The organism is Halobacteriovorax sp. JY17 (assembly GCF_002753895.1).
In the GTDB taxonomy this organism is placed as follows: domain Bacteria; phylum Bdellovibrionota; class Bacteriovoracia; order Bacteriovoracales; family Bacteriovoracaceae; genus Halobacteriovorax.
Genome location: NZ_NJER01000003.1, coordinates 476174 through 499026 on the forward strand (window position 1 = coordinate 476174; position 22853 = coordinate 499026).

The 22853-nt window shown below is 36.2% G+C and carries 26 protein-coding genes and 1 tRNA gene; 17 read left to right on the forward strand and 10 right to left on the reverse strand.

Annotated elements, in window-relative coordinates; genetic code table 11:
* Positions 1-3: 3 nt before the first annotated feature.
* Positions 4-948 (reverse strand): hypothetical protein, encoded by a 945-nt coding sequence (locus CES88_RS14765; protein ID WP_290736058.1) that lies wholly within the window; start codon positions 946-948, stop codon positions 4-6.
* The gene (gene xseB / locus CES88_RS14770) at positions 945-1160 is read right to left on the reverse strand and encodes an exodeoxyribonuclease VII small subunit (RefSeq protein WP_290736061.1); all 216 of its coding nucleotides are present in this window, start codon (positions 1158-1160) and stop codon (positions 945-947) included. Before xseB ends, CES88_RS14765 begins: the two co-directional genes overlap by 4 nt.
* Positions 1161-1414: 254 nt before the next feature.
* Here xseB and flgF point away from each other — a divergent pair, with 254 nt between their 5' ends.
* From flgF to CES88_RS14830, 12 genes are all read left to right on the forward strand, one after another.
* Positions 1415-2248 (forward strand): flagellar basal-body rod protein FlgF, encoded by an 834-nt coding sequence (gene flgF, locus CES88_RS14775; RefSeq protein ID WP_290736063.1) that lies wholly within the window; start codon positions 1415-1417, stop codon positions 2246-2248.
* Between the two features lie 20 nt (positions 2249-2268).
* Positions 2269-3108: a flagellar basal-body rod protein FlgG gene (gene flgG / locus CES88_RS14780; protein WP_290736066.1), complete on the forward strand. Its 840-nt coding sequence runs from the start codon at positions 2269-2271 to the stop codon at positions 3106-3108.
* Positions 3109-3111: 3 nt separating this feature from the next.
* Positions 3112-4005: a flagella basal body P-ring formation protein FlgA gene (locus CES88_RS14785; RefSeq protein WP_290736069.1), complete on the forward strand. Its 894-nt coding sequence runs from the start codon at positions 3112-3114 to the stop codon at positions 4003-4005.
* Positions 4002-4769 carry a flagellar basal body L-ring protein FlgH gene (locus tag CES88_RS14790; RefSeq protein ID WP_290736071.1) on the forward strand — a complete coding sequence of 256 codons (768 nt, stop codon included), beginning with the start codon at positions 4002-4004 and terminating at the stop codon, positions 4767-4769. The genes CES88_RS14785 and CES88_RS14790 overlap by 4 nt, the downstream gene beginning before the upstream one ends.
* Positions 4770-4772: 3 nt before the next feature.
* Positions 4773-5774, forward strand: a complete 1002-nt coding sequence (locus CES88_RS14795) for a flagellar basal body P-ring protein FlgI (RefSeq protein WP_290736074.1) — start codon at positions 4773-4775, stop codon at positions 5772-5774.
* Between the two features lie 88 nt (positions 5775-5862).
* A complete protein-coding gene (locus CES88_RS14800) occupies positions 5863-6333 on the forward strand; it encodes a hypothetical protein (RefSeq protein ID WP_290736078.1) in 471 nt (156 codons plus the stop codon).
* Complete coding sequence (flgM, locus tag CES88_RS14805) at positions 6326-6652, forward strand: flagellar biosynthesis anti-sigma factor FlgM (RefSeq protein WP_290736081.1); 327 nt, start codon at positions 6326-6328, stop codon at positions 6650-6652. Before CES88_RS14800 ends, flgM begins: the two co-directional genes overlap by 8 nt.
* A 3-nt stretch (positions 6653-6655) precedes the next feature.
* Positions 6656-7153: a flagellar export chaperone FlgN gene (gene flgN, locus CES88_RS14810; protein WP_290736084.1), complete on the forward strand. Its 498-nt coding sequence runs from the start codon at positions 6656-6658 to the stop codon at positions 7151-7153.
* A gap of 8 nt (positions 7154-7161) precedes the next feature.
* Complete coding sequence (flgK, locus tag CES88_RS14815) at positions 7162-8631, forward strand: flagellar hook-associated protein FlgK (protein ID WP_290736087.1); 1470 nt, start codon at positions 7162-7164, stop codon at positions 8629-8631.
* A gap of 4 nt (positions 8632-8635) precedes the next feature.
* Positions 8636-9634 carry a flagellar hook-associated protein FlgL gene (gene flgL, locus CES88_RS14820; RefSeq protein WP_290736090.1) on the forward strand — a complete coding sequence of 333 codons (999 nt, stop codon included), beginning with the start codon at positions 8636-8638 and terminating at the stop codon, positions 9632-9634.
* A gap of 161 nt (positions 9635-9795) precedes the next feature.
* Positions 9796-10023 (forward strand): carbon storage regulator CsrA, encoded by a 228-nt coding sequence (csrA, locus tag CES88_RS14825; protein WP_290736093.1) that lies wholly within the window; start codon positions 9796-9798, stop codon positions 10021-10023.
* A gap of 86 nt (positions 10024-10109) precedes the next feature.
* Positions 10110-10673 (forward strand): flagellar assembly protein FliW, encoded by a 564-nt coding sequence (locus tag CES88_RS14830; RefSeq protein WP_290736096.1) that lies wholly within the window; start codon positions 10110-10112, stop codon positions 10671-10673.
* A gap of 51 nt (positions 10674-10724) precedes the next feature.
* Here CES88_RS14830 and CES88_RS14835 read toward each other — a convergent pair whose 3' ends face one another.
* The 5 genes from CES88_RS14835 to CES88_RS14855 all read right to left on the reverse strand — a co-directional run bounded on the left by CES88_RS14835 (position 10725) and on the right by CES88_RS14855 (position 14607).
* On the reverse strand, positions 10725-11456 hold the full coding sequence (locus CES88_RS14835; RefSeq protein WP_290736099.1) for a tetratricopeptide repeat protein: 732 nt from the start codon (positions 11454-11456) through the stop codon (positions 10725-10727).
* A gap of 10 nt (positions 11457-11466) precedes the next feature.
* Complete coding sequence (bamD, locus tag CES88_RS14840) at positions 11467-12204, reverse strand: outer membrane protein assembly factor BamD (protein ID WP_290736104.1); 738 nt, start codon at positions 12202-12204, stop codon at positions 11467-11469.
* Between the two features lie 65 nt (positions 12205-12269).
* The gene (locus CES88_RS14845; RefSeq protein ID WP_290736107.1) at positions 12270-13316 is read right to left on the reverse strand and encodes an AI-2E family transporter; all 1047 of its coding nucleotides are present in this window, start codon (positions 13314-13316) and stop codon (positions 12270-12272) included.
* Positions 13300-13932, reverse strand: coding sequence for a cyclic nucleotide-binding domain-containing protein (locus CES88_RS14850; protein WP_290736111.1), 633 nt, complete (start codon positions 13930-13932; stop codon positions 13300-13302). Before CES88_RS14850 ends, CES88_RS14845 begins: the two co-directional genes overlap by 17 nt.
* A 9-nt stretch (positions 13933-13941) precedes the next feature.
* Positions 13942-14607 (reverse strand): SH3 domain-containing protein, encoded by a 666-nt coding sequence (locus CES88_RS14855; protein ID WP_290736113.1) that lies wholly within the window; start codon positions 14605-14607, stop codon positions 13942-13944.
* A gap of 74 nt (positions 14608-14681) precedes the next feature.
* On the opposite strand from CES88_RS14855, the gene CES88_RS14860 reads away from it, so the two are divergent.
* The 3 genes from CES88_RS14860 to CES88_RS14870 are packed head-to-tail and all read left to right on the forward strand — an operon-like array spanning position 14682 to position 18603.
* Entirely contained in the window at positions 14682-16046 is a 1365-nt protein-coding gene (locus tag CES88_RS14860) for an aminotransferase class III-fold pyridoxal phosphate-dependent enzyme (protein WP_290736116.1), read from the forward strand.
* Positions 16047-16054: 8 nt separating this feature from the next.
* Positions 16055-17074: an arginine N-succinyltransferase gene (locus CES88_RS14865; RefSeq protein ID WP_290736118.1), complete on the forward strand. Its 1020-nt coding sequence runs from the start codon at positions 16055-16057 to the stop codon at positions 17072-17074.
* 8 nt (positions 17075-17082) lie between these two features.
* On the forward strand, positions 17083-18603 hold the full coding sequence (locus tag CES88_RS14870) for an aldehyde dehydrogenase family protein (protein WP_290736121.1): 1521 nt from the start codon (positions 17083-17085) through the stop codon (positions 18601-18603).
* A 47-nt stretch (positions 18604-18650) separates the two neighbouring features.
* Here the strand turns inward: CES88_RS14870 and CES88_RS14875 are convergent, their stop codons facing one another.
* The gene (locus tag CES88_RS14875; protein ID WP_290736123.1) at positions 18651-19163 is read right to left on the reverse strand and encodes a hypothetical protein; all 513 of its coding nucleotides are present in this window, start codon (positions 19161-19163) and stop codon (positions 18651-18653) included.
* 193 nt (positions 19164-19356) lie between these two features.
* On the opposite strand from CES88_RS14875, the gene CES88_RS14880 reads away from it, so the two are divergent.
* A tRNA-Asn gene (locus tag CES88_RS14880) sits at positions 19357-19431 on the forward strand.
* Positions 19432-19505: 74 nt separating this feature from the next.
* Positions 19506-20933 carry an HEXXH motif-containing putative peptide modification protein gene (locus CES88_RS14885; protein ID WP_290736126.1) on the forward strand — a complete coding sequence of 476 codons (1428 nt, stop codon included), beginning with the start codon at positions 19506-19508 and terminating at the stop codon, positions 20931-20933.
* Here the strand turns inward: CES88_RS14885 and CES88_RS14890 are convergent.
* Together CES88_RS14890 and CES88_RS14895 are read right to left on the reverse strand one after the other, a co-directional pair.
* On the reverse strand, positions 20928-22442 hold the full coding sequence (locus CES88_RS14890; RefSeq protein WP_290736129.1) for a tetratricopeptide repeat protein: 1515 nt from the start codon (positions 22440-22442) through the stop codon (positions 20928-20930). The two genes, CES88_RS14885 and CES88_RS14890, sit on opposite strands and share 6 nt — an antisense overlap.
* Positions 22443-22452: 10 nt before the next feature.
* The gene (locus tag CES88_RS14895) at positions 22453-22794 is read right to left on the reverse strand and encodes an iron-sulfur cluster assembly accessory protein (RefSeq protein ID WP_290736132.1); all 342 of its coding nucleotides are present in this window, start codon (positions 22792-22794) and stop codon (positions 22453-22455) included.
* Between the last annotated feature and the right edge of the window lie 59 nt (positions 22795-22853).

Here is a 22853-nt window from a genome sequence, read left to right on the forward strand (position 1 = left end):
AATTTATTCCTTTTTAAAAAAGTCGCGTAACTCTTTAAGTATATTTTCGTTCTTATTCATTGTTGTTTGAAGCAAGTCTTGTAAATCTACAATTCTATCAAGTTCAACATTATTTCTTTTTAAGTTAAACCAACGAACATTTTCTCGATTTCTCTCTGACTCTATTTTTGCATATCCAATCATTTTACCATAGAGACCGATTAGATAATGATTCGTTTTAAAGAAGTTCAAGTCTTGCCCTAAAGTATTCAATACTGCAATCCTATCAACACCATTGCTCTTTAGACTTTCAATATCCAAATTTCCGCTAGTCACTGGTGATTGGTAGAAATCATTTGTTGTATTATCAAGCTCCAAATTAATTAAGAGAACATTATAGAGATTGCCTCTTGAGAGGTAGCGAACTTTTTGAAGTTTCTTATCATAGATAGGAAGAACTAAAGCTTTTTTCAATCCTTCAAGTTTATCTTCTTTAAACTCACTCTTAAGAAATTTATACATAATTTCTTTCCAGTCTGAAGAATAGTATTCAACTTCCTTTAAAGACTCCAAAAGGGAAAATATCTTCCATTCAATATGATCAGTTGTAAGCCCCTTAGCAAGGAAAGCTGCAATCACCGCACTAAAGCCCGCCCCTGAATAAACACTTGGTTCAAGTTTATATTTTTGGAGGTTATCCACAAACTTAAGATAAGTTATTGACGTCATAGCTCCTGGATAGAGAAATAAGGCCTTAATCTTTTCGGATTTCTGATTCACGTAATCTGAATCTTCTTTTAAAATTGGTCCATAACTTTGTGTCTGCCCTTTTGACTCAATAAGGGGAACATGCTTGCTCTCTGTTGTAGAAAGATCAACTCCCTCGTAAACTGATGAATAGCTATACTCTCTCTTCGTCGAGCAAGACGAAAGCAATACAATAAAGATTAAAAGAAAAAGAGATTTCATTCTTCTACACTAACTTCCTTTAAGGATTCGGATAATTTTGTTATCTTTTTCTCTGCCTTTCCCAGCTGGTCCTTACAAAACTTATAGAGCTTAGTTCCCTCTTCAAATTTTTGTAAACTCTCTTCTAAGGATAATTCCCCATCCTCTAAATTAGAAACTAATTTTTCTAGCTCTTCTAATGAAGACTCAAAACTTTGTTTTTCATTACTCATCTAAAACCGTCCGCTACTATTTTGACACCACCTCCCATAGGAAGGGGCAAATTTGTCACCACTATGAGTGAAAATATTTCCATTATTTATTAAAAATATACTATCAGAAAGCTCTCAAAACTTAAAATTTCAAAGACTTACTATTAAAGGATAAATTTGCCCATGTAGAGGTTTTGGCACTGTGGTTGCTATAGTTAGGGTAGAAAGAGTGAATACCATGAAGGTATCACTAAATAAAATCTAGGAGAGATGACTTGAAAGAACTTTGGGTCCCACTTTCAGGTGCAATTGCTCAACAAAGAAAAGTTGAAACGATCGCTAATAATGTGGCAAATGCCAACACTCCGGGATTCAAGAAAGATCAAGTTGTCTTTAAAGAGTATCTAACACAATTTGAAAAAGGGCATAATCAAGATTTAGACATGCCTAATAAAGAATGGAAGCCAGAAGACTTCTACAGAAGCTATGGTGCCGAGCACGCAAAAGTTAAAGTTGACGGATCCTTTACAGATTTTCAGCAAGGTCAAACCTCACCAACAGGAAATCCATTAGATGTAGCTCTTAAAGGAAAGGGATTTTTAGAAGTTCTTACTCCAAATGGTGTCCGCTACACAAGAAAGGGAAACCTATCGATTAATCCGGCAGGTCTACTCGTAACAAATGGTGGTGACCCAGTTCTTTCTAAACTTGACCCCGCCCTGCTCGCAGCAGGAGGAGAATTACCTTCACCACAAGAGCGCACGATTCAACTTCCCGCATCAGCAGGAAGGCTAGCAATAAATTTTCAAGGTGAGCTCTCAAGTAAAGAAGGAAAGATTTCTGATCTTTCAATTGTTGAATTCAACGACATTCACGCCCTAAAGAAAGAAGGAAATTCATTCTTTATAAATGAAAAATTTGAAAATATTAGCACGACAGAAAATAAAACCGCTGTCTATCAAGGCTTTATAGAACAGTCTAATGTTAATGCTATTCAAGAAATGTCGGAGCTAATTAAGGCAAATCGAAATTTTGAAAGTATTCAAAGAGTCATCAAAACCTACGACACAATAAGTGGAAAAGGTGTTAACGAAATAGCGAAGTTTTAAGGACTAAAATGTACAACGTAATGAAAACAATTATTATCTCTCTCTTCTTATTACAGGTTTCAAAGTCTTTTGGAATGCTTCGAGCACTTAACACTGCTGCAACAGGTATGGCCGCCCAAGAAATGAACGTTTCGACTATTTCCAATAATATCGCCAACGTTAATACAACTGGCTACAAGAAACAGAGGACAGAAATTCAAGACCTCTCCTATCAAACAATTCAAGAAGCTGGTTCTAGATCAAGTTCTGAAACAATGAATAACGTCGGTGTTCAAATTGGTTCTGGAGCAAAAGTTTCTGGAGTAAGAAAAGAGTTTACTCAGGGTTCACAGCAAATAACAAATAATCCATATGATCTAATGATCAGCGGAGAAGGCTTCTTTGGAATAATATCACCAAATAACGAAATTAAATTCACAAGAGACGGATCATTTAGTGTTGATGCATCTGGAACACTTGTAAACAAACAAGGATACAAGGTTTATCCTTCTTTCGTTTTTCCTCCAGGAACAAAGAGTGTTCACATAGGTCACGACGGAACCGTGGAAGCTTATCTTTCAAATCAAGTTGAACCTACCGTTCTTGGTCAAATTCCTGTTTTCACCTTTATTAATCCTGTTGGACTTAAATCAACAGGAATGAATCTCTACGCAGTTACTAGATCAAGTGGTCAAGCTATTCAAAATATTGCTGGTAATACCAATGCTGGAACTATTGCTCAAGGTGCACTTGAATCTTCAAACGTTAGTATTATGAATGAGATGACATCCTTAATTAAAGCTCAAAGAGCATATGAAATGAACTCAAAAGTAATGGGTGTAGCTGATCAAATGCTACAAACCGTAAATAATATTAGGTAATAAATGATAAAACTAATTACAGCACTTACATTTCTTATCTCAATATCGGCATGGTCTAAACCATGCCAAATTGATATTTATCCAAAGAGCTACCTCCTTACAGACAGCTCAATGAAGCTAGGAAAGGCCTTAATTAAAAAATCGACCTGTGATGGTTCTACCGATAATGAATTTATTCGCTTCTTAATTGATACAAAAGGGAACACCTCTGGAAAGCAAATCTCAAGAGTTTTTAGCTCTCTCGTTAACAAGCCTGTTGTCATAAAGCCAGATAGAATTAGTATCTATAAGCTTGAAGACTATTTAACAGAGAGGTTATCATTTTCTAAGAATTGGTTTATAAGAGAAATTCAAATTCCAACAAACCTTCCAGCAATCACCTTAGATGCAAAAGAAAATCTAAGTATTGATTGCCCTACTTGCAGCTACCCTGGAAATAAATCTATACGTATCGTTATCAACGATTCTCTTAAGGGAATTAATAAGTACCACATGTTAACGGCTAAACTGCAAATTAAGGCCAAGGCACTTGTTCCGAGAGGTATCCTAAAATTGGATAACCAGCCCCTAACAAAGCAAATGTTTAAAGAAGAAGAAGTTTATACAACGGACCCTTCAACTCTTTTTACAAATATAAAAACATTAGGCTTTTATAAAGTAAATAAATCTGTAAATTCTAGAGCCATTTTAATCAATGACCTTGTTTCAGTATCTTTAGTTAAAGCCGGTGTTCCAGCAAGTATCATTTTGGACAATGGAGTTATTAATTTAAAGAGTACTGCGACTCCACTTCGAAGTGCTAAATTTGGAGAAACTGTTCAACTAAGATCTTCACGAAATAATAAAATCATTGTCGGTAAAGTCATCGACTACAACAAGGTTTCAATAGAATTATGAAATACTATAAACTTTTACTTATCCTTTCTACTGCACTACTTTTTTCATGTAGTAACTATATTAATAAGATGTATTCAGACCTAGATAGGCAGGAGCAAATTAATAATCAAGCACCTACAAACAATTTCGATCGATACAGAAATCCACCGAGCACTTATAGAAAGGCATCTGACGTTGGAAGGGTTGCAACTGCTGCACAGGGGCAACCTTACTACAATCAGAATAATCCTCCTTCGGTTAGACGTAACTATAGACCTAAGCAAAACCTAAGAAAGAGATATAAAGCTGATGATCTTCTCGACAACTCATCTAATCGTGCCAGCCTATGGGCCGGAAAAGGAAAAGATAGACACCTCTTTACAGTTTTAAAAGAAAAGAGAAATGGAGATATTGTTTTAATAAATGTTCAAAAAGTTTTAAAGAACGATATAACTTTAGAGCTCAAAAGAGCTTTTCCTGATATTCCAAAGCCTGCCTCTGGAGACGATAAAAAAGATGGTGAAGAGAATAAGAAAAATGAAGAAGTTGCAGACAACACTGAAAAAGAGATGTCTGGCAATAAAATCTATGACCGTGTATCCAGCGTAATTGTAGAAGAAATTAACGAAGATCACCTTCTCCTACGCGGACAAAAAAGCGTTCTTTTTAAACAGAGGAAGAGACTCGTAGAAGTTCAAGCTCTCGTTTCAAGAAGAGATATTACTGATGAAGATACTGTTAACTCTGACAACATACTTGAATCAAGTGTGCATATACTAAGGTAGTTTATGAAGAAGATTATTTTTGCAATTTCTTTGGCCCTTACTCTTTCTAGTTTTGGAGCAAGTCGACTCAAAGATTTAATTACCTTAAAAGGTGTTAGAGACAATCCGATTATTGGCTACGGCCTTGTCATTGGTCTAAATGGAACTGGAGATGGTGGCGGAGAAGTCACAAATAAATCTTTAAAGAGAATGTTTCAAAAGCTAGGACTAAATCCTCAAAACGAAGTCTCTTCCAAGAATGTCGCCGCTGTAATTGTTACAGCGAAACTTCCTCCCTTCGCAAGACAGGGACAGAAAATTGATATTACGGTTTCTTCCATCGGAGATGCGTCCTCACTAGCAGGAGGAACTCTAATGGTTACGCCACTAAAAGGTGGCGACGGAATAGTTTACGCCGTAGCTTCCGGACCTCTCTCAATCGGAGGTCTTGAAAAAGGAAAGAAGTTTGCGACGACAGGAACGATTCCAAATGGAGCTCTTGTTGAAAATGAAATCAAGATTGACTTTGATAAGAAGAAGTCCCTAAGGTTTGCACTTAGAAATCCTGACTTCACGACGGCCGCAAGAGTTGAGAAAACAATTAATCAAGAACTTGGTGGAAAATATGCTATCGCCAAAGATGCGACTACAGTAGACCTTATCATTCCATTTCACTATCAAAGAGAAGTCGTTCACCTTGTGGCCATTGTTGAAAATTTTAAAATAAATGCAGATTCGGTGACGAAGATTGTTATTAATGAAAGAACAGGAACAATTGTTGCCGGAGGTAACGTTCAATTATCATCAGTAGCAATAAGTCATGGAGACTTAACAATTGAAGTAAAAGGTGATGAGGCTGCTCAATCAGATAAACCTAACTCCCTCTACTTTCTTGACAAAAAGACTACACTAAATGACCTAGTAAAAAGCTTAAATGCTTTTGGTGCCACTCCTGAAGACCTTATTTCGATATTTAAGGCCCTTAAGAGTAATGGTGCTCTTATAGGTGATGTAGAATTTATATAAACTGGATTATTATTCTAAAAAATGCTAGAATATAGCTAATAGAGCGGTGGTAAAGGAATTATCACCCGAGAACAAGGTCAGGATGACTATGTCAAAAATCAACAATTCAATTCCAGTAAATACTCCTGTATCCAGCAAAGCTGAGAACAAAAAATATATTCCTGAGCCATACTTAGATGCGGCTAAAGGAATGGAAAAACAATTTATTAAATTGATGATTGACCAAATGAAGAAGACTGCAGGAAGCGCAGAGCCCACTTCTACTGGAATGGATTACTACATGGATCTTCAAAACGAAGAACGTTCTAAGGCCATGGTCAATAGAAACCAAGTTGGTTTACAAGACTTAATCTTAGATAGAATTTATCCTGAAAGTAAGCGTAATCAATATGCTTACAATGCATATCTACAACAAACAAATCAAATGAATCAAATGGCGAAGCCAAGAGTTGAAATGCAAAATGCTCACGTTAGCACTCGCAACGAAGCGGAACTTTACCAAGTTAATAAGAAGAGTATAGGTTCGAATGAACTAGGCCAGGAGGCGCATCATGAATAATATTGAATCGACACGATCAAAGTTTTTTCCACACACTAAAACAGAAATTAATGGTGGAAATAATGCTGCGAAGATCAAAGCTCTTCAAAGAAATGATGCCAGTAGATTTAATGAACTTAAGGATATGGAAAGAAGAGATAGCAGTGTTTCTATTCCTGAGGCCGTTAAAGATTTTTCAAGAATCAGAAAAGCTGTCGACGCCGCTCCAGAAGTTGATAACTCTGACAAAATTGCAAAACTAAGAGATCAAATTCAAAACGGTACTTATAAAATGGACTTCGAGGCAATTGCCGACAAGATTTTATCGGAAGAAATGTAATTTATGGAACAACAAAAGAAAGAGCTATATTACTTTCAAGTAACAGATCTCTGGAAGAGATTTTGCGAAGAGCACTCAACTCTCTTTGATCAAACATGTGATGAGTATTCATTATTGTTAACAAGTGATTTAGATAATCTTGAAGAGAAGATTATTGAAAAACAAGAGACTATTAACAGAATTAATCTTCTTGAAGATTTAAGATCATCAATTATCTCGAGAGTGAATAGAGATCTGGGACAAAAAATCTCTCATGTTTCTGACCTTATTTCATATTTTCAATCATTTGAAGCTACTCTTGAACATAGACACTTATTTAATTTTAACGCTCTTTTAATTGATATTATTGAAAAAATACAAGCTCAAAATAAGACCAATCAATTATTTATTAATAAAGCACTTGGTTCTCTCAAAAGTATTCGAGAAGAAGCACTTGGAGAAAAGAGCTACTCTACTTACAATGCGAAAGGCTCTGCGAAATCAAGAAGTTTATCGGTATAGAGGTTTAATTGTCAGATTTATTAAATATTGGACGTACAGGTTTAAATGCTTCTAAGAAGTCTCTTGAGACGACGGGGCATAATATATCCAATGTTAATACTGAAGGCTATTCAAGACAAAGAGTAAATCAAACAACGAATTCTCCAATAACAAAAGGCGGAACAGTTCACGGGACTGGTGTACGCATAAAGTCTGTGACCAGAATCAATGATGATTTTGTTAACAAGAGACTGGAAAAAGCAATCTCCAATGGAGAATTTTTTGAACAAAGAATGGAGAGAATGACTCAGGTTGAGGACATCTTCAACGATCTAGATTCCGATGGTCTCAATCAAGTTATAAATAAGTTTTTTAATAGCTTTAGAGAGCTTGCTAACCAGCCCGAGAATGAAACGATTCGTTCAGTAGTTAGAGATCAGGCAAACCTTGTTGTGCAAGACTTTAGGCGTATTCAAGATAATTTAAATTCCATATCTTCTGGTATTGATGAAAACATGAAAGCAGAAGTTACGGACATCAATCAAACTCTTGAACATATCGCAAATCTAAATAAGAAGATTCAGTCTCTTGAAGCAATTCACGAAGAGGTTGGAGATTTACGAGATCAAAGAGACCTCGCAGTTAGAAATCTTGCAAAGTCTTTTAATGTACATACATACCAAGACAATAAGGGTCAATTTGTCGTTGCCGCTCGTGGTGTTGGAACACTTGTTACGGCAACACAAGTCCAAAGATTACAGATTGGAACAAGTAATAAAGAAAATTCAACCAACGGTCTTCCTGGATCTGCTGATATATTCTTTGAGGGAAAACCTGCTCACCTACTCACCAGAAAGTTTCAAGGTGGTAGCTTAGCTTCTCTAGCAAAAGTTAGAAACGAAGAGATCGTTGCGATAAAAAACAAAGTTGACACCATCGCTTATAATCTTACAAAAAGTGTAAACGCTATTCACAGACGTGGTTATGTAAATAGAAACCTTGATGTAAATGAGCAAGGAAGTGTATCCAGTATTGACTCCAAAGGCCCAACAACAGGAATTAACTTCTTCAAAGAACCTACAGGACCTGGAGACGCGGCTATAAATATGTCTCTCAGTACTGCAGTTCAAGAGGACCTAACTAATATTGTTACAGCTCTTGGTCCAAATAGCCCTGGTGACAACAGAGTTTCCCTAGCAATTTCTAAAATTCAACACGAGAGAATTGTTGGAGATGGCGAAGGACAAGCAACACTAGAAGAGTTTTACTTACAAGCCGTTGGTAAGATTGGACTAGAAGCCGGTAAGGCGAAGCTAGATGCTGAGCAAGCAGATGGCCTAACAGCTCAGGCCGTTAGTATACGAGAGCGTCTTGTTGGCGTGTCAATAGATGAAGAAGCTGCAAATATGGTCAAGTACCAACATGCTTATCAAGCCTCTGCTAAAATAATGCAAACCGCCGATGAAATGTTTAAAACTGTCATCGGAATTAAGAGATAAATAGATGTCGAGAGTATCTGAAAATAGTTCATCTGCTGCACTAAACTTTTCCCTAGGAAAGGCAAAGTCAAAGCTAGAAGACCTCCAAATGAAGGGTTCTACCCTTAAGGATATCTCTCGCCCCTCAGATAACCCTATTAGTAATGTTGAGGCACTCTCTATTACTTCAAATATGTCTGACAACAAACAGTATCAGCGTAATGCTGACTACGCTCTTCTACATTTAAACGTAACAGAGAACTCGCTTGAACAACTCACTGACCTTCTTGTTAAGGCCAAAGAAATTGCGATTTCTCAATCATCGGATTTTTACAATGCCGATGTTAGAAAAAATATTGCGAATGAGGTAAACCAACTTCGAAACTTGGCCCTTTCAATCGCTAATAAACGGGTGGGGCAAAAGTATATCTTTTCTGGATACTCAACACTCACCCAACCTTTTGATGTTAGCGGAAAGTATAATGGAGACACTGGGCACACGACCGTCGAAGTTGCTAAAGACTTCTTCTTGCCTCTAAATTTAAATGGTAAAGAAATTTTCTTCTCCGCTGATGACACCTCCGACAAGAACACTAATCCTCTAAAAGAAATTAAACAGCTAGAGAATGGTGAAACTATAGAAAATAAAAGAGATCTTGCCTCTACAGAAGGCGAGAAACTCCATAAGCGAGATAATATATTTGCTCAATTAGAAAGTCTGTCAGTGGCCCTTGAAACAAATGATGCGCCACTGATACAAAACCTTCTAGAAGAGTTCGACGATAGTATCTCTAGACTCATTACACTTAGAACGAGAGTTGGTTCTATAACAAGCTCTGTTACAAACTCAAAGTCACGCCTCGAATCAGAGAATATCGAAGGCGCCACGCGTAAAAGTAAATTAATAGATGCAGATATTGCTGAAGTATTTTCCGATATAACAAAACATCAGGCAGTCCTAAAGACGACCTATAAATCCTCTCAAGGTTTAATGAATCAAAACCTCATGGATTTCTTAAGGTAGACCGATAAAGTTATTGATAATTGCAATTTTGGTGTAATTCAACAAATATTATACAAGTATTTGATAGTTTTTGCCTGTTTTTACTTGCCTTTTGAAAAATGAGGTAATATATGAACCATTGCAGATCGAATCAGGAAGGTTCACAAAGTTGAGGTTTATTTATGCTCGTTTTGACAAGGAAGCTAGGAGAAAGCATCGCCATTGATGATCACATCAAAATTGTTGTGGTACAAATCAAGGGTAAGCAAGTACGTCTAGGCATCAAAGCCCCCAAAGAAACGAAAATTCACAGAGAAGAAGTTTACAAGTCTATTCAGGATCAAAATACTGAAGCGTCACAGGCAGACCTATCTTCAATTTCCGACTTAGCAGACGAATTAAAGAAATAAGCAAGAATTTCCCTCTTGCACTTCTGGTCCTACGACTGCTAGAATCATGAGGCGGGCTATTTAGGCTCGAATTATGGAGGCCATAAGTGAAAATCAACACAACTAGATTTGGTGAACTCGAAGTAGATAATAGTGATATTATTACGTTTAAAGATGGTTTATTAGGTTTTGAACAACTGACAAAGTTCTTCATTGTTGACCCAGGTGACCAGACTTTGATTCTTTGGATTCAGTCTATTGATGATGCTAGTACAGCATTCCCAATCATCGAACCAAAAATATATAAGCCAGATTATTCTGTGAAACTACTACCTGCTGAACTAACAAGCCTAAGCCTAGAAAACCTAAGCGAAGCTAGCGTTTATACTATTTTAACAATTCCACAAGTTGTTACTAATATGTCAGCTAATATGAAAGCTCCTATCGTTATCAACAATAAGACAAAAATCGCAAGACAGATCGTTCTTCAAGATTCAAAACTTGAAGTTAAATTTGAAATGTATACTGATCTTAAAAGATACATTGTAGCTTACACTTCAGATGACTCTGTTAGAACAAATGTTAAACTCTCTGAAAAGACAGAGGAAGCCGCTTCTAATCAAGAGACTCAAAATAAAACAACAAATTCCAACCTCAACGCTGAGGCTTAAATAAAAAAAGCCAGCAATAAGCTGGCTTTTTTTTCTAAATTTTCTTCTATTTTATATTCTTGTTTCAGTAGCTGTCTTGGATAAATTCAAATACATCGCTGCTTCCGAATTCATAGGCTCAAGGGAAATAACTTTTTCCCACTCTGACTGAGCTTCTAAAATATTTCCATTACCGTACTGAAGGACACCTAGGGCGACTCTAGCATTAGTATAATTTGGCTTTTCAGTTCTAAGCTTCTTAAGCTCATCAATAGCTTTTGAAACAAACCCCTTCTTAGCGTAAACCTTCGCTATTTTGATTTTAGTTTCGAGATTTTCTGTGTCTAAGGCCACCACTTTATTATACTCAAAGAGAGCTTCATCAAATCGGTTATAAGTCATGTAAAGGTCAGCAAGCTCGAGGTGCTTAAGAGCAAACTTCTTATTCACATGTTGATCATCAATTCCCTCATTACCTCTAGCACGTGTTTTAACACGCTCATTAGCCTGATTGAAGACCTTTTTAGCATCTTCATAGTGTCCAATGTCATTATAAAGAACAGACAGAGAAATAGCGGCATCAGTATGAGTTGGATCTAGAGTAATCACTTTGTTAAATGCTTTGATGGCCTTACCAATCTCACCATTAATGTGAAAGATATTTGCCAAGAAGAAGAGAGCATCAATTGATTTTGGATCTACTTCAATAATTTCATTAAAAATAGCGGCAGCCTTCTTATATTCACCACTATTGTAACAGTGCTTTGCTTTTTCAAGTAATTCTGTTGAATTAAAAGTTTCCATACTTCTCCTATTACCTAAGGCAATTATCGTAGACGCTCTGTAGTTTTGCGAGCTGAGCTTGCTCTATAACTTCTTTAAATTGATTAAAATACTTAGTGCAACCATCTTTATCTTTTAGCTTATTAGAGCTTTCAACAACTCTAATCATTGAATGAGCAAGTAGATCTGGTGAATTTTTAAAGTTATCAATGATTGAAAGATATCTATATCTAGCAGCATCAAAGACATCTGTTTTAAAATAGAAATCACCGATATACTTTTCTTTATCTAGAACCATATTTTGTGCCATCTTAATTTTTTCAAGGGCACCTTCAGTAAATTCAGACTTACCATGGAAGTTTAAAAGCTCTTGATAATACTTAATCGCTTCGTGAGCAGCAGATAAATCCCTATCAAATGTATCTGGAATTTGAGCATAGAAAGATTCTGCTATTTTCCAAATAACATAGGTCTTCTTCTGGTGTTTTGGGTGGAAATCCTTAAACAAAATATAAGCTGCAGCCGCTTCTACATAGCTCTCTTGCTTAAAGAGTATGTCTGCCTGCAAAAGCTCTGCGTGAGTTGCATAGAAGCTATATGGATACTGCGACCTAAGCGTATTAAGCTTCTCTGTGGCCAAGATATACCTTGATTCTTTAATGAGGTCTTCAGCTTCTTTAAAGAGAACTTCCGCCTCTGTCTTACCTGCAGGCCTTGGTGTTGAACATGAAATGAGGGCCAAACAAAATGTCACTATTAATAAGCGCACACTTACTTCCTTTGTAGCAATATAGAAGTAAGCATATCATTTGCAGCGTAGCACCGTCAAAGTAACTAACGGGATTTTACGCCGTATAACTCATTATAAATTTCAATGGAAATTAACTTAAACGCCGCAGCAAGAGGAATTGAAATAACCATTCCCATCACACCAAAGAAAGTAGATCCAAGGATAACGCTAATGACAACCATGAGTGGATGTAAATTAACAATCTTGGAGACTAAGATTGGAAAGACAAGGGCAATATCAATTGAGTTTGCGACAACGTAGAGCACTGTGATGGCACCAAAAGTTGGCCCCCAGCCATACTCAGCCAGGCCGAAAATAATTGCAGGCACTGTTCCAAGAATTGGACCTAAATAAGGAATGACATTTGTTAGGCCAGCAACAAGGCCTAGAAGTAAGGCAAACCTTACATCCATGATAAATAGACCTGTTGAAATAATAACACCAACGATGCTTGCCTCTACGAACTTAGCAAAAATATAGTCACCAAGTTGTCTATTAAATTGATGAGATAAGTAATAGAAGCGCTCAAAGATTGAGTTGGGAACAATTTTTAAAAAATTAGATTTAAAGCTCTTACCATCTTTCAAGATAAAGAAAACAAATAAGGGGACAAGAAAAATCCATTCAATGATTGACCCCAAGTATTTTGGAATTTGTAAAAGAATCTCTGTTGTGGCCTTTTGTCCGTAACTGAGAGAGTTGTCGAGAAGATCATTACCAACAACGTAACCTGTTCTCTTCTCAATTCTCTCTGTTATATTTCTATATTCTGTTTTTAAAAAACTCTCGACCTTAGGAAGATAGTATTGAACATTCTGAGCTTCACTTGTCACTGTTGGAGTTATTTTTATTAGTGGGTAAGTAAATAGAAATAAGATTGCAGTAAAGACCAAGTTAACAGAAGTAGATCTCTTAAGGCCAAATCTCATCACAACAGGAATGAGTGGATTAAAAATAAGGCTAATAACATAAGCAACACTAAGAGGAATTGTTACTCTCGGAAAGAGTGATAGTGAAAAGAGAAAGAGAACCAGGCCCAGAAAGAAAGCAAAGAGCCTTACTTTCTCTTGCTTACTAATTGCTGTTTGCATTCTGGCTTTCCAATTGTTTTATTTTAAACTTGAGTCTTCTCACCTCATTTGTCACTGAGAATAACCTATTTGCCGTAATGATAGAAACGGCCTGTAAAAGCTTAGTTGCAATGGTTGGATTCGTATTGATTAAATTTTCAAGGTCAGGTTTAAAAATACCTAAGAGCTGACAAGACTCTCTTGCGAGTGCCGTGGCGTTTCTAACACTCTGTTGTTGAAGCAGAGCAAGTTCTCCAAAGTAGTCCATTTTATCTAACGATACGACATGATTTAACTTTGATTCGTTAGAGCTATCACTTACTCTTTGATCATCTTCAACGATAATATCAACTCGCCCACTAAAAATAAAATAGAAGCCAACACCAATATCATTTTGATTAAAAATAGTTTCTCCATCACTGAATTGCCTCAGATGAAGAGCCTTTGAAAGAAGTCTTAGCTCATAATCAGAAAAATTCTCTAAGACTTTAATTTTTCTTAAAAATCTAGGTATTGAATTCTTATTAGAAGTAAATAATGGGTTTGATTGCCAGAAGTACTTTAGTATTGGAATATCTAATTTAGGAGGTAATTCCTTACTCGTTTCAATATCTTTTTCAAAACTATTCTTTGTCATAGTGACCTCTTAGAGAATACCAATATCTTCTTTTTTAACCCAGCCTGCGAGCTCGATAGGATGATCAATATAGAACCATTCGCCATCAGTTTTTCCAAGAACAAATTTTGAACCACCTGGAAGCGTAGCTCTAACATCATAAACCGATGACGGCCCTTCATAAATTTTCATGTCTTTTAAATTTACAGCAAAAGTTTTCCCATAAAGAACGCCTTGCTGAAGAGCGATTGGAAAGAATGAAAGAAGAAGCAATGAAACCAGAACAATCTTTGATTTTATATATTTAAACTTAAAGACAAGTAGAGAAGTAATTAAAAGTACCAAAGTAATACATATTGAATAAGAGGCTGGCACCATTGATAGAAAGTTAACCAACTGATCACCAATATCTCTTGATAAGGATAAATCCACACCCTGAAGTTTAGACTTAATTACCGCCAAATTATTTAAGAGATCAGAACCTATATAGCCCTTTTTCATGGCCAACTCGAAGTGGTAACGCCCCGGTCCAAGATCACCCATTTTAGTATAAACAGCCCCTAAATTATAGTGAAAGTCCACCGCAGAAAGCTGATTCTTACTTTCAAGAAGTAAGTCCACTGCTTTGTCGAACTTCCCATCTAAATAGAGTGTCTCTAATGACTTTGATATTTCATTTATGTTAGTATTCGCCATGAGCATATTATCAACTTAGCAAATAAATAATGCAAGTTGCGGTAATCTATACACTTAAATATTTTGGGGTTTTTATGACAATTGGTGTTTCAAACGAGGAAGTTCTCGACCTTTCTAATAAGTTATTTTCAAGTATTTTACTTGAGCAAAAAAAGTATATGGGACTAAAAGGTCCAGACCAAGATAAGAGCAGTATGAATGAAACAATTCTTGCTGAATATGAAAAAGATAAAGGGCGTGGATTCTTCTTTAACTACGTTTCATCAGGAAGAGGTCATGGCCCATTCACAGAACTAGTAGATGGTTCAATTAAATATGACCTTATTGGAGCTATTGGACCAAATCTTTTAGGACACTCTCACCCTCTCTACATAAAAGCTCATCTAGAAGCTGCCACAAGTGATGTTATGATGTGTGGGAACCTTCTAACTCATCAGGAGCCACAAAGACTTACTAAAGAAATTATAAACTCTGTTAAAGGAAGCCGCTTAAAACACTTTTGGTTTTCTGGTTCAGGAAGTTTTGCAAACGACACTGCATTAAAGATGTTATGGCAAAAGAAAGATCCTGCTCACAAACTCATTGCTTTTGAAAAAGCATTTGCAGGAAGAAGTATTGCAACTCAAGATATTACATATAATGAAGATTATAGAGTTGGTCAGCCCAAATCAATCGACGTCGACCATGTTCCACACTTTGATCAAAATGATCCAGAGGGATCTCTTGAAAAAACACTGACTGCACTTAACCAGCTTGTTAAAACAAATAAAAATCAATACTGCGCTATAATGCTTGAACTTATTCAAGGTGAAGCTGGTTTTGTATACGGAACGAAAGAATACTACGAAGGTGTATTCAAATGGGCCAAAGAAAATGATCTCTATATTTGGGTAGATGAAGTTCAATCATTCGGTAGAACTACAGAGCTCTTTGCTTTTCAAATGTTTGGACTAGATGAGTACGTTGATATCGTGACAATCGGTAAGGCCCTTCAAGCCTGTGGAACCTTATTCACAGAAGAATTAAACCCAAAGCCAGGACTTGTAGCAGGAACTTTTAATGGTTCAAATGCTGCTTTAAATGCGGGTCAAAAAGTCGTGCACTACTTACGTGAAGGAAACTTTTACGGAGAAGACGGGAGAATGAAATATCTTGAAACTCAATTTCTATCAAGACTTACAAAACTTTCAAAAACTACATGTAAAGGCAAAATTGGTTACTGTGGTGGTGTTGGTTCAATGATTTCATTTGAAGTTGGAGACTCGTCTAAAGACGTAACTATCGCATTCATCAAAAAACTATACGAGAATGGAATTATCTCTTTCATGGCAGGAAAAGATCCGACGCGAGTGAGATTTCTCCTTCCAACTTGTTTAACAGATGAGCATATCGACGAGATTTTTAAAGTGATTGTTAAAACAGCAGATGAAGTTCTATAGGAGAACCCATGTTTAATCTCAGGCCAGCGAAGCTTAGCGATATAGAAGACTTATTTGTACTTAGCCAGCACTACGTATTTATAAGTCTTCCATCTGATAAGGAACTTATCACCAAGAAAATTAAAAGCTCTGTGAAAGCTTTCAAAAAGCCATCCAAAGATATTAGTGAAGATACTTATATCTTTGTTCTAGAGGATCTCTCAAAATCAAAAGTTATTGGTTGCTCAATGATTCATGCACAACATGGAACTGAAGATGAGCCACACTTCTATCTCTCCGTTTCACAGGAGAATAAGTTTAGTGAATCAATTAACACTGGCTTTATTCATGGCACACTCAAGCTTGGCTACGACACCAATGGTCCAACAGAAATTGGAGGACTCATCCTTGATCCAAACTATAGAAATAATAATCACAAACTTGGAAAGCAATTATCCTTTGTTCGCTTTCTCTATATGGCCCTAAATAAGAAGAGATTTAAAAGTACAATACACTCTGAATTAATGCCTCCCTTTGATCAAGACGGGCGCTCTCCACTTTGGGAAGCGATTGGAAGACGCTTTCTCAATATGGAATATCACGATGCAGACCTACTCAGTAGAAGCAATAAAGAATTCATTCTAAGCCTTTATCCGTCTGATACAATCTATGAAACTCTACTTCCTCTAGAAGCTCGAAACGCCATTGGAAAAGTTGGAGCTGACACTCAACCAGTAAAGAGAATGTTAGAGAGCATTGGTTTTAAGTATACAAAAGAAGTAGACCCATTTGACGGTGGTCCCCACTATCGATCAGAACTTGCGGAAATAAAGCCGGTGAAAGAACTTCAAAGTCTTGAACTGAGCTTCGGTCAAGAAGTTGAGAAGAATGATTTAAAGAACTATCTAGTGTCACTGGAAGAAAGCGATCATTTTAATGCTATTAAAGTCAGTGGTATTATTAAATCTGGAAAACTCTTAACGAGTATGAAAGAAGTCGAATCTTTAAACTTTATTAATAAATCTAAAATAAATGTAATTCCACTTTAGGAGAATATATGTCATTTGAATTAAAAGGTAATTTCTTTAACAACGAATTTATTCAGCCTCCTCTAACAGGGTCTGACTCTGTTGAGAAATGGATTACGAGGACTAGCCCTGCAGACTCATCTCAAACTCTATGGAAACTTCCTATTCATTACGGACATGTTGACGGGGTTCTAGAGTCGGCCATAAATGGATTTAAGGAATGGAGAAAGTCATCAATTGAAGATCGTATTTCTTTACTGAAAAAATATCAGGAACAATTAGTTACAAAAAAAGAAGAAATAGCCAGAGCAATTTCACTTGAAATGGGAAAGCCATATTGGGAAGCTCTCACAGAGGCAGCTGCTCTAATTGCAAAAGTAGATGTCACAATTAGCGATTCACTCCCAAGAGTAACTTCTAAAATTTATAATGATATTATGCCGTCAACTAATGGTTATATTCACTATAAGCCGATTGGACCTTGTTTCATTATTGGGCCTTTCAACTTTCCATGCCATCTTGCCAATGGGCAAATAACAAGTGCTCTCATGGCCGGTAACACTATTATCTTCAAGCCATCAGAGAAGACCTGTTACTCTGCTCAATTAATGTTTGAATGTTTAGCAAACGCAGGCTTCCCAACAGGTGTCGTAAACCTTGTTCAAGGGGACGGTGAAATTGCGAGAAGAATCTTAAAGAGTAGAGATATAAAAGCTGTCTTCTTTACAGGATCAAAAGATATTGGAAAATCAATTCTTAAACAAACTCATGAAGACTTGGGAAAACTCGTTTCTCTTGAGTTAGGAGGAAAGAATCCTGCTATCGTTCATAGCGATGTTAATGTTGACTACGTTCTAGGTGAGCTTATTAAAGGCGCTTTTCTAACCACTGGACAGAGATGCACTTCCACAGCAATTGTTCCGATTCACAGAAGCATATGCGAAGAGGTTGTCTCTAAATTTCATGACCTATCAAAGAGAATAATTGTTGACCACCCAATAGAGCATGAAGAAGTTCCATTTATGGGTCCTCTTGTTGATCAACAATCTCTTGATACTTACCTACTCTATGTTGGAATGGCAAAGAGAGAGGGACTTACTGAAATTATGAGAGGAAAGAAGCTTGAAAAAGGTTTCGACGGACACTACGTCTCACCATCAATTCATTTAGCTGATAAGTGGGATGATAAAAGCCACTTTCTCTCTAGTGAAATATTTGGTCCAAACTGTACCTTTATTCCATATGATGAAATTGAAGAGGCCATTGAGATCGCTAATAAAACTGAATATGGATTAGCCGCTTCTATATTTACAAAAGATCACTCCCTCTATCAACTCGCTCTTAGAGATCTTGATCATGGTTATGTTAATCTAAATAGATCGACCGTTGGAGCATCGGCAAAGCTTCCGTTTGGAGGCGTTAAAAATTCTGGAAACTATCATCCAGCAGCCGTTACAACAATTGATGCTTGTGTTTACCAACAGGCAAGTTTAGAAATTTTAAAAGAAGAAGAAATAGATTTAGATAGTATTCTAGGTTTAAAGAAATAATTCTTAGCGGTGTTCTTTAATTGAGAACATCGCTTATTCCCCTCTCTTTAATAATGCTTCTTATTTATGAGAACACCCGATTGGGCCGACTGGGTAAAATCATCTTTCATGGCCCTCACTTGCTGAACATCTACAGCAGCATTCTTTCGATATAGACTTAAGACTTCAACCTGTTTTAATTTAGACTGAGAGTAAGCGAAGCGCTCTTTTTCTTTAAAAATAAAGCTAGAGGTTTCTACGGGTTCACCTTTTTCATTCAAAGCCGTGTCTTTTATTTTCTTTCTTTCAAAAAATCTTTCAATGAACTCTTGAGATTTCTTTCCGCAACTTGTTGCAGAATGAACAGCAACCTCTTCTTCACTCTTCTTAGCTTTAAAAGGAAGAATTTTTGCGAGTTTTTCAGCGTCAGAGAAATCATGACTTACACCATCTAATCTTTGATTTATGATGTCAGTTAATGAAGTTCTGCTATCACCATTTGAGGAACTAGTGAGTTCACTAATTTCTTCTGGCGTAAGTACTCGAAATACCGAGGTTAATAGAAAATTTTTAGCACTCATCTGGGCTTCCTTTGGCTAAAACCTACCATTCCTATCGGGTATTTCTCAAAAAACTTTAGCTCAAAAAGTCCTTCAATATCAGTGCGATAGAGCCCCTTACTATTCACAACGAACATTATTGATAAAATATTTTATAAAAATCTCTAGACAAAAATGGTGATGCCATTTATAAATGTATTTCACGTATATGTACTGGGGTGTGGCGCAGTGGTAGCGCAGCGGACTGTTAATCCGTTGGTCGTGGGTTCAAATCCCTCCACCCCAGCCATTTTCTTTTATTTCCAAATGTTTACAATTACTATTTTTATAAGCTAGAAGAGAGAAAACTCAAAAGGCTGAACTATGTTAACTAAGAAAAATATCTTTGAATCAAAGGCCCAGGCTCAATGTCATGAAGCTGTTGCCACATCTTACCAAGAACTTCTCTTTGATCTACGTGAAGACCTAACATCTGGCTACACAAACGATTTTTTTAGCGAAGGATTTCTCGATCGACTAAAGGAAATCATTACTGATAAAGAACTTAATTCTTACTCTGATTTAAACTTCTATTGGTCAACTCTTTTGGAAAATGTGATCTACCTCGTTCAATTGCATGAGGAATATGACGAAACCAAACTAACGAGTACTGAAGAGTTTTCAGAAATTGAAGAAGAAGTTTTTAACTTTTGGAATGATAGTGATCTTACAGAAAGCTTTTTAGAACTTCTTTCTTCTGATAAATCAGTTCTAAATGCATCAAAAGTTCTACAACCTATTTTAGAGAATCAAGTTGTTTCATTCTTTTATTTAAATATTTCCAAGAACCCTCTTCTCGGAGAAGAGAGTTATATCTATAAGGCCATCCCCGAAAAAGGAGATAATGACCAATGTCTATATCTCGGGGAAGCAAACCAGCTAGTTAGACTTGAACCCCCATGTGAAACATTTCCAACTCTTCCAATTGTTGGCGTTAATAAGCATCAAAATCTTATCTTTCTAGATGGAGATAAGAGGTACGTTATTACTGAAGGATTAAAGCCACTAGTTTTTAAAGAAAAAGAGATTCATATCCTTCCAAATTGCGAAAAAGGATTTGAAAAAATTGAAGAGATTAAGAGTAATGTAATAAATGCCTTAGAGATTATTGAGAAAAACTCACCTGCACTATTTTCTACTTTCTCTAACTTCACACATACAATTATTCCAATTGATGAGCCTTCAATCGTTAGTTATTCTCAACAACAGCTACCTGGTTTCTCTTGTATCAATGTTTTTGAAAGAGACTTTGTAGACTTAATTGATGATCTTCTTCATGAAAATGGTCATCACTACTTAAACTCTATTTTAAACTCACAAGAGTTAATTAATGAAGATGATGACAAAATCTATTTTTCTCCTTGGAGAAAGTCCTTAAGGCCAATTAGAGGTATCTACCATGGTGCTTTTACATTCTTTTGGGCACTTGAATTGTTTTCTACTCTATTTGAAAATGAAGTTTTAAATAAGAAATTTAATAGCTTTACTCAAGAGCAAGCAAATAAAGTAACACTAAGGTTTCTTGAAGAGTTTGAAATGCTTAAGTTCTGCTTTGAAGACCTAGATGCTGCCTTTGACGCAGAAAAGGTAACAAGTGAGGGTAGAGCTCTAATAAAAATCATTGAAGAGTTAACATTGGCAAAAGCAGAGCTTTCAGTGAAAGCCCTTGATTTTCTTTCCCCGGAAAATATAAAGAAAATTGATGAATTAAAGACCCTTCTTGAAAAAGAAGGGAAACATTATAGACTATAATTTTATAAGCCGTGCCTGCATTTCATTTGCGGGCATTAGCTCACCCTTCGCACTGGCGACCTCAATTCCCTTAGTATAAACTTCTTTGGCCCTTTCTTTTTCACCTAGAACCTCAAGTGTTTTTCCAAGTAAGGAATAAGCAGTTGAATACTTCTCATCTACTGAAATAACTTTTAGTAGGTGCCTCTTTGCTGATTCAAATTCCTTTCTATGAAAGTAAACATCAGCAATACCAAAGTTTGCAATTGTATCATCTTCATCAATCACTAGAACTTGTCTAAACATTGATTCTCTTTGAGAGATTTGCTCTTCCCTTTCTTTATCTTGCTGCTCTTTAAGTTTATTTTCTTTAGCTATTTTCCCATACTCTGCAAACGACTTAACTGTTGCAAGTCCCTTCTCTTCTTCTGCTTCTTCAATTTTCCCAAGCCTCATTAGGTAGAGGGACTTATTTGTATGGGCCATCACAGAGCTCTCATTAACAGAGAGTAATTGATCCATTAACTCGATTCCCTGCTCAAATTTCTCTTGTCTACCATAAATAACGCCTAAGGATTCATAGGCGTCTGAAAAGTCTGGTGTTAGTGCAATAACTCTACGAAGAGCGCTTATTGCAAGATCTTCATTTCCACTTTGAAAGCTACTTACTGCAAATAAGTAGAGTTCGTGAGAGAACTCTTTGATGGTTAAGTTTTCTAAGTAATTCTGAAAGCAAAATTTAAAGCTCTCATTATCTTGAATAACTTCAAAGTTTTTATTTTCAATTCTAAACTCTCTAAAGAGTTTAATCATGGCAACATTACCAACCTTAGAAATAATCTCTCCACCCTTTCTGCCATTTATCGTAAAAGGAGAACTATTTAGTTTTGAAATATCTTCAGACACAAGTAAAGAAGGATAAAAACTTGCACCTCTTCCATTATGTACTTTGGCCACTGTTTCTTGACCAAGAAAACATCCTTTCTGAAAGGAGACAGCGAGATCAACTAATCTTGTATTATTAATTAAATCTCCCGCATGAACGTCAACTCCCCACGTCGGCCAACCTGTTTCAATTTTTAGCTTCAGCTCTTCTTCAGAGGAAAGTTCTTTAAGAAAGTTACTAAATTCTTTAAATGAAAGTTTTGCCGGAAGGCCAAAGAGAAATCCAGAATAGAAATGAGAACTATCATCTTCAAAAGAAAAGAAAATATCTCTTGAGTCTTTTGATAACTCCACCTCATCCATAATAATGTATTTATTAAGCTCTTCAATGGCGCTATCACTAACCTCGGAAGGAATTAAAAGAAATAGCTCATTTTCAGTTTTTATATTAATAAAGAAAAATTGAATTTTCCCGGTTCTATCAACTCTTGAATTTAAATTGAATGTATTAGTGTCCATTGACTGAATGTCGTTGGTTGTTTGTCCCTGAAAGAAGACCTCTCTGTCTTTTCCAGTGGCAATATATAAGTCCCAATTCGAAAGTTTTCCCTTTCGCCCATCTAGATATAATTCAAATTTATTCATCGGTTTTCCATTAAACTGAGAAGGATTCTCCACAACCGCAAGTATTTTTGGCATTAGGATTAACGAAAACAAAGCCTTTTCCATTTAATCCATCTTTAAAATCTAAAATTACGCCTTTTAAATAAATTGAGGACTTAGGGTCAATGAAGACATTTACATCACCGAAGGCGCAAACATTATCGTTTTCTTTCTTATGATCAAAATCTATTTTGTAATTAAGCCCAGAACATCCACCACCAACGACACCAAGTCGTAGTCCATAATCTAAACCCTTGTTTTCACTTTCAAAAATTTGCTTTATATGCTCTAAAGCCTTATCAGTGATTCCTACTATTTGATTATTTTCACTCATATTTATTCCATTGATATATTGGACAAAATCTGTCGCTTTCTCTTACCTCTATCATACAA

What these genes read in the sequence shown, in the direction of transcription:
- CES88_RS14765 (WP_290736058.1), bottom strand. Translation starts at nt 948, where the DNA reads ATGAAATCTCTTTTTCTTTTAATCTTTATTGTATTGCTTTCGTCTTGC.
- xseB (WP_290736061.1), bottom strand. Translation starts at nt 1,160, where the DNA reads ATGAGTAATGAAAAACAAAGTTTTGAGTCTTCATTAGAAGAGCTAGAA.
- flgG (WP_290736066.1), top strand. Translation starts at nt 2,269, where the DNA reads ATGAAAACAATTATTATCTCTCTCTTCTTATTACAGGTTTCAAAGTCT.
- CES88_RS14785 (WP_290736069.1), top strand. Translation starts at nt 3,112, where the DNA reads ATGATAAAACTAATTACAGCACTTACATTTCTTATCTCAATATCGGCA.
- CES88_RS14790 (WP_290736071.1), top strand. Translation starts at nt 4,002, where the DNA reads ATGAAATACTATAAACTTTTACTTATCCTTTCTACTGCACTACTTTTT.
- CES88_RS14795 (WP_290736074.1), top strand. Translation starts at nt 4,773, where the DNA reads ATGAAGAAGATTATTTTTGCAATTTCTTTGGCCCTTACTCTTTCTAGT.
- CES88_RS14800 (WP_290736078.1), top strand. Translation starts at nt 5,863, where the DNA reads ATGTCAAAAATCAACAATTCAATTCCAGTAAATACTCCTGTATCCAGC.
- flgM (WP_290736081.1), top strand. Translation starts at nt 6,326, where the DNA reads ATGAATAATATTGAATCGACACGATCAAAGTTTTTTCCACACACTAAA.
- flgN (WP_290736084.1), top strand. Translation starts at nt 6,656, where the DNA reads ATGGAACAACAAAAGAAAGAGCTATATTACTTTCAAGTAACAGATCTC.
- flgL (WP_290736090.1), top strand. Translation starts at nt 8,636, where the DNA reads ATGTCGAGAGTATCTGAAAATAGTTCATCTGCTGCACTAAACTTTTCC.
- csrA (WP_290736093.1), top strand. Translation starts at nt 9,796, where the DNA reads ATGCTCGTTTTGACAAGGAAGCTAGGAGAAAGCATCGCCATTGATGAT.
- CES88_RS14835 (WP_290736099.1), bottom strand. Translation starts at nt 11,456, where the DNA reads ATGGAAACTTTTAATTCAACAGAATTACTTGAAAAAGCAAAGCACTGT.
- CES88_RS14845 (WP_290736107.1), bottom strand. Translation starts at nt 13,316, where the DNA reads ATGCAAACAGCAATTAGTAAGCAAGAGAAAGTAAGGCTCTTTGCTTTC.
- CES88_RS14850 (WP_290736111.1), bottom strand. Translation starts at nt 13,932, where the DNA reads ATGACAAAGAATAGTTTTGAAAAAGATATTGAAACGAGTAAGGAATTA.
- CES88_RS14855 (WP_290736113.1), bottom strand. Translation starts at nt 14,607, where the DNA reads ATGGCGAATACTAACATAAATGAAATATCAAAGTCATTAGAGACACTC.
- CES88_RS14860 (WP_290736116.1), top strand. Translation starts at nt 14,682, where the DNA reads ATGACAATTGGTGTTTCAAACGAGGAAGTTCTCGACCTTTCTAATAAG.
- CES88_RS14865 (WP_290736118.1), top strand. Translation starts at nt 16,055, where the DNA reads ATGTTTAATCTCAGGCCAGCGAAGCTTAGCGATATAGAAGACTTATTT.
- CES88_RS14870 (WP_290736121.1), top strand. Translation starts at nt 17,083, where the DNA reads ATGTCATTTGAATTAAAAGGTAATTTCTTTAACAACGAATTTATTCAG.
- CES88_RS14875 (WP_290736123.1), bottom strand. Translation starts at nt 19,163, where the DNA reads ATGAGTGCTAAAAATTTTCTATTAACCTCGGTATTTCGAGTACTTACG.
- CES88_RS14885 (WP_290736126.1), top strand. Translation starts at nt 19,506, where the DNA reads ATGTTAACTAAGAAAAATATCTTTGAATCAAAGGCCCAGGCTCAATGT.
- CES88_RS14890 (WP_290736129.1), bottom strand. Translation starts at nt 22,442, where the DNA reads ATGAATAAATTTGAATTATATCTAGATGGGCGAAAGGGAAAACTTTCG.
- CES88_RS14895 (WP_290736132.1), bottom strand. Translation starts at nt 22,794, where the DNA reads ATGAGTGAAAATAATCAAATAGTAGGAATCACTGATAAGGCTTTAGAG.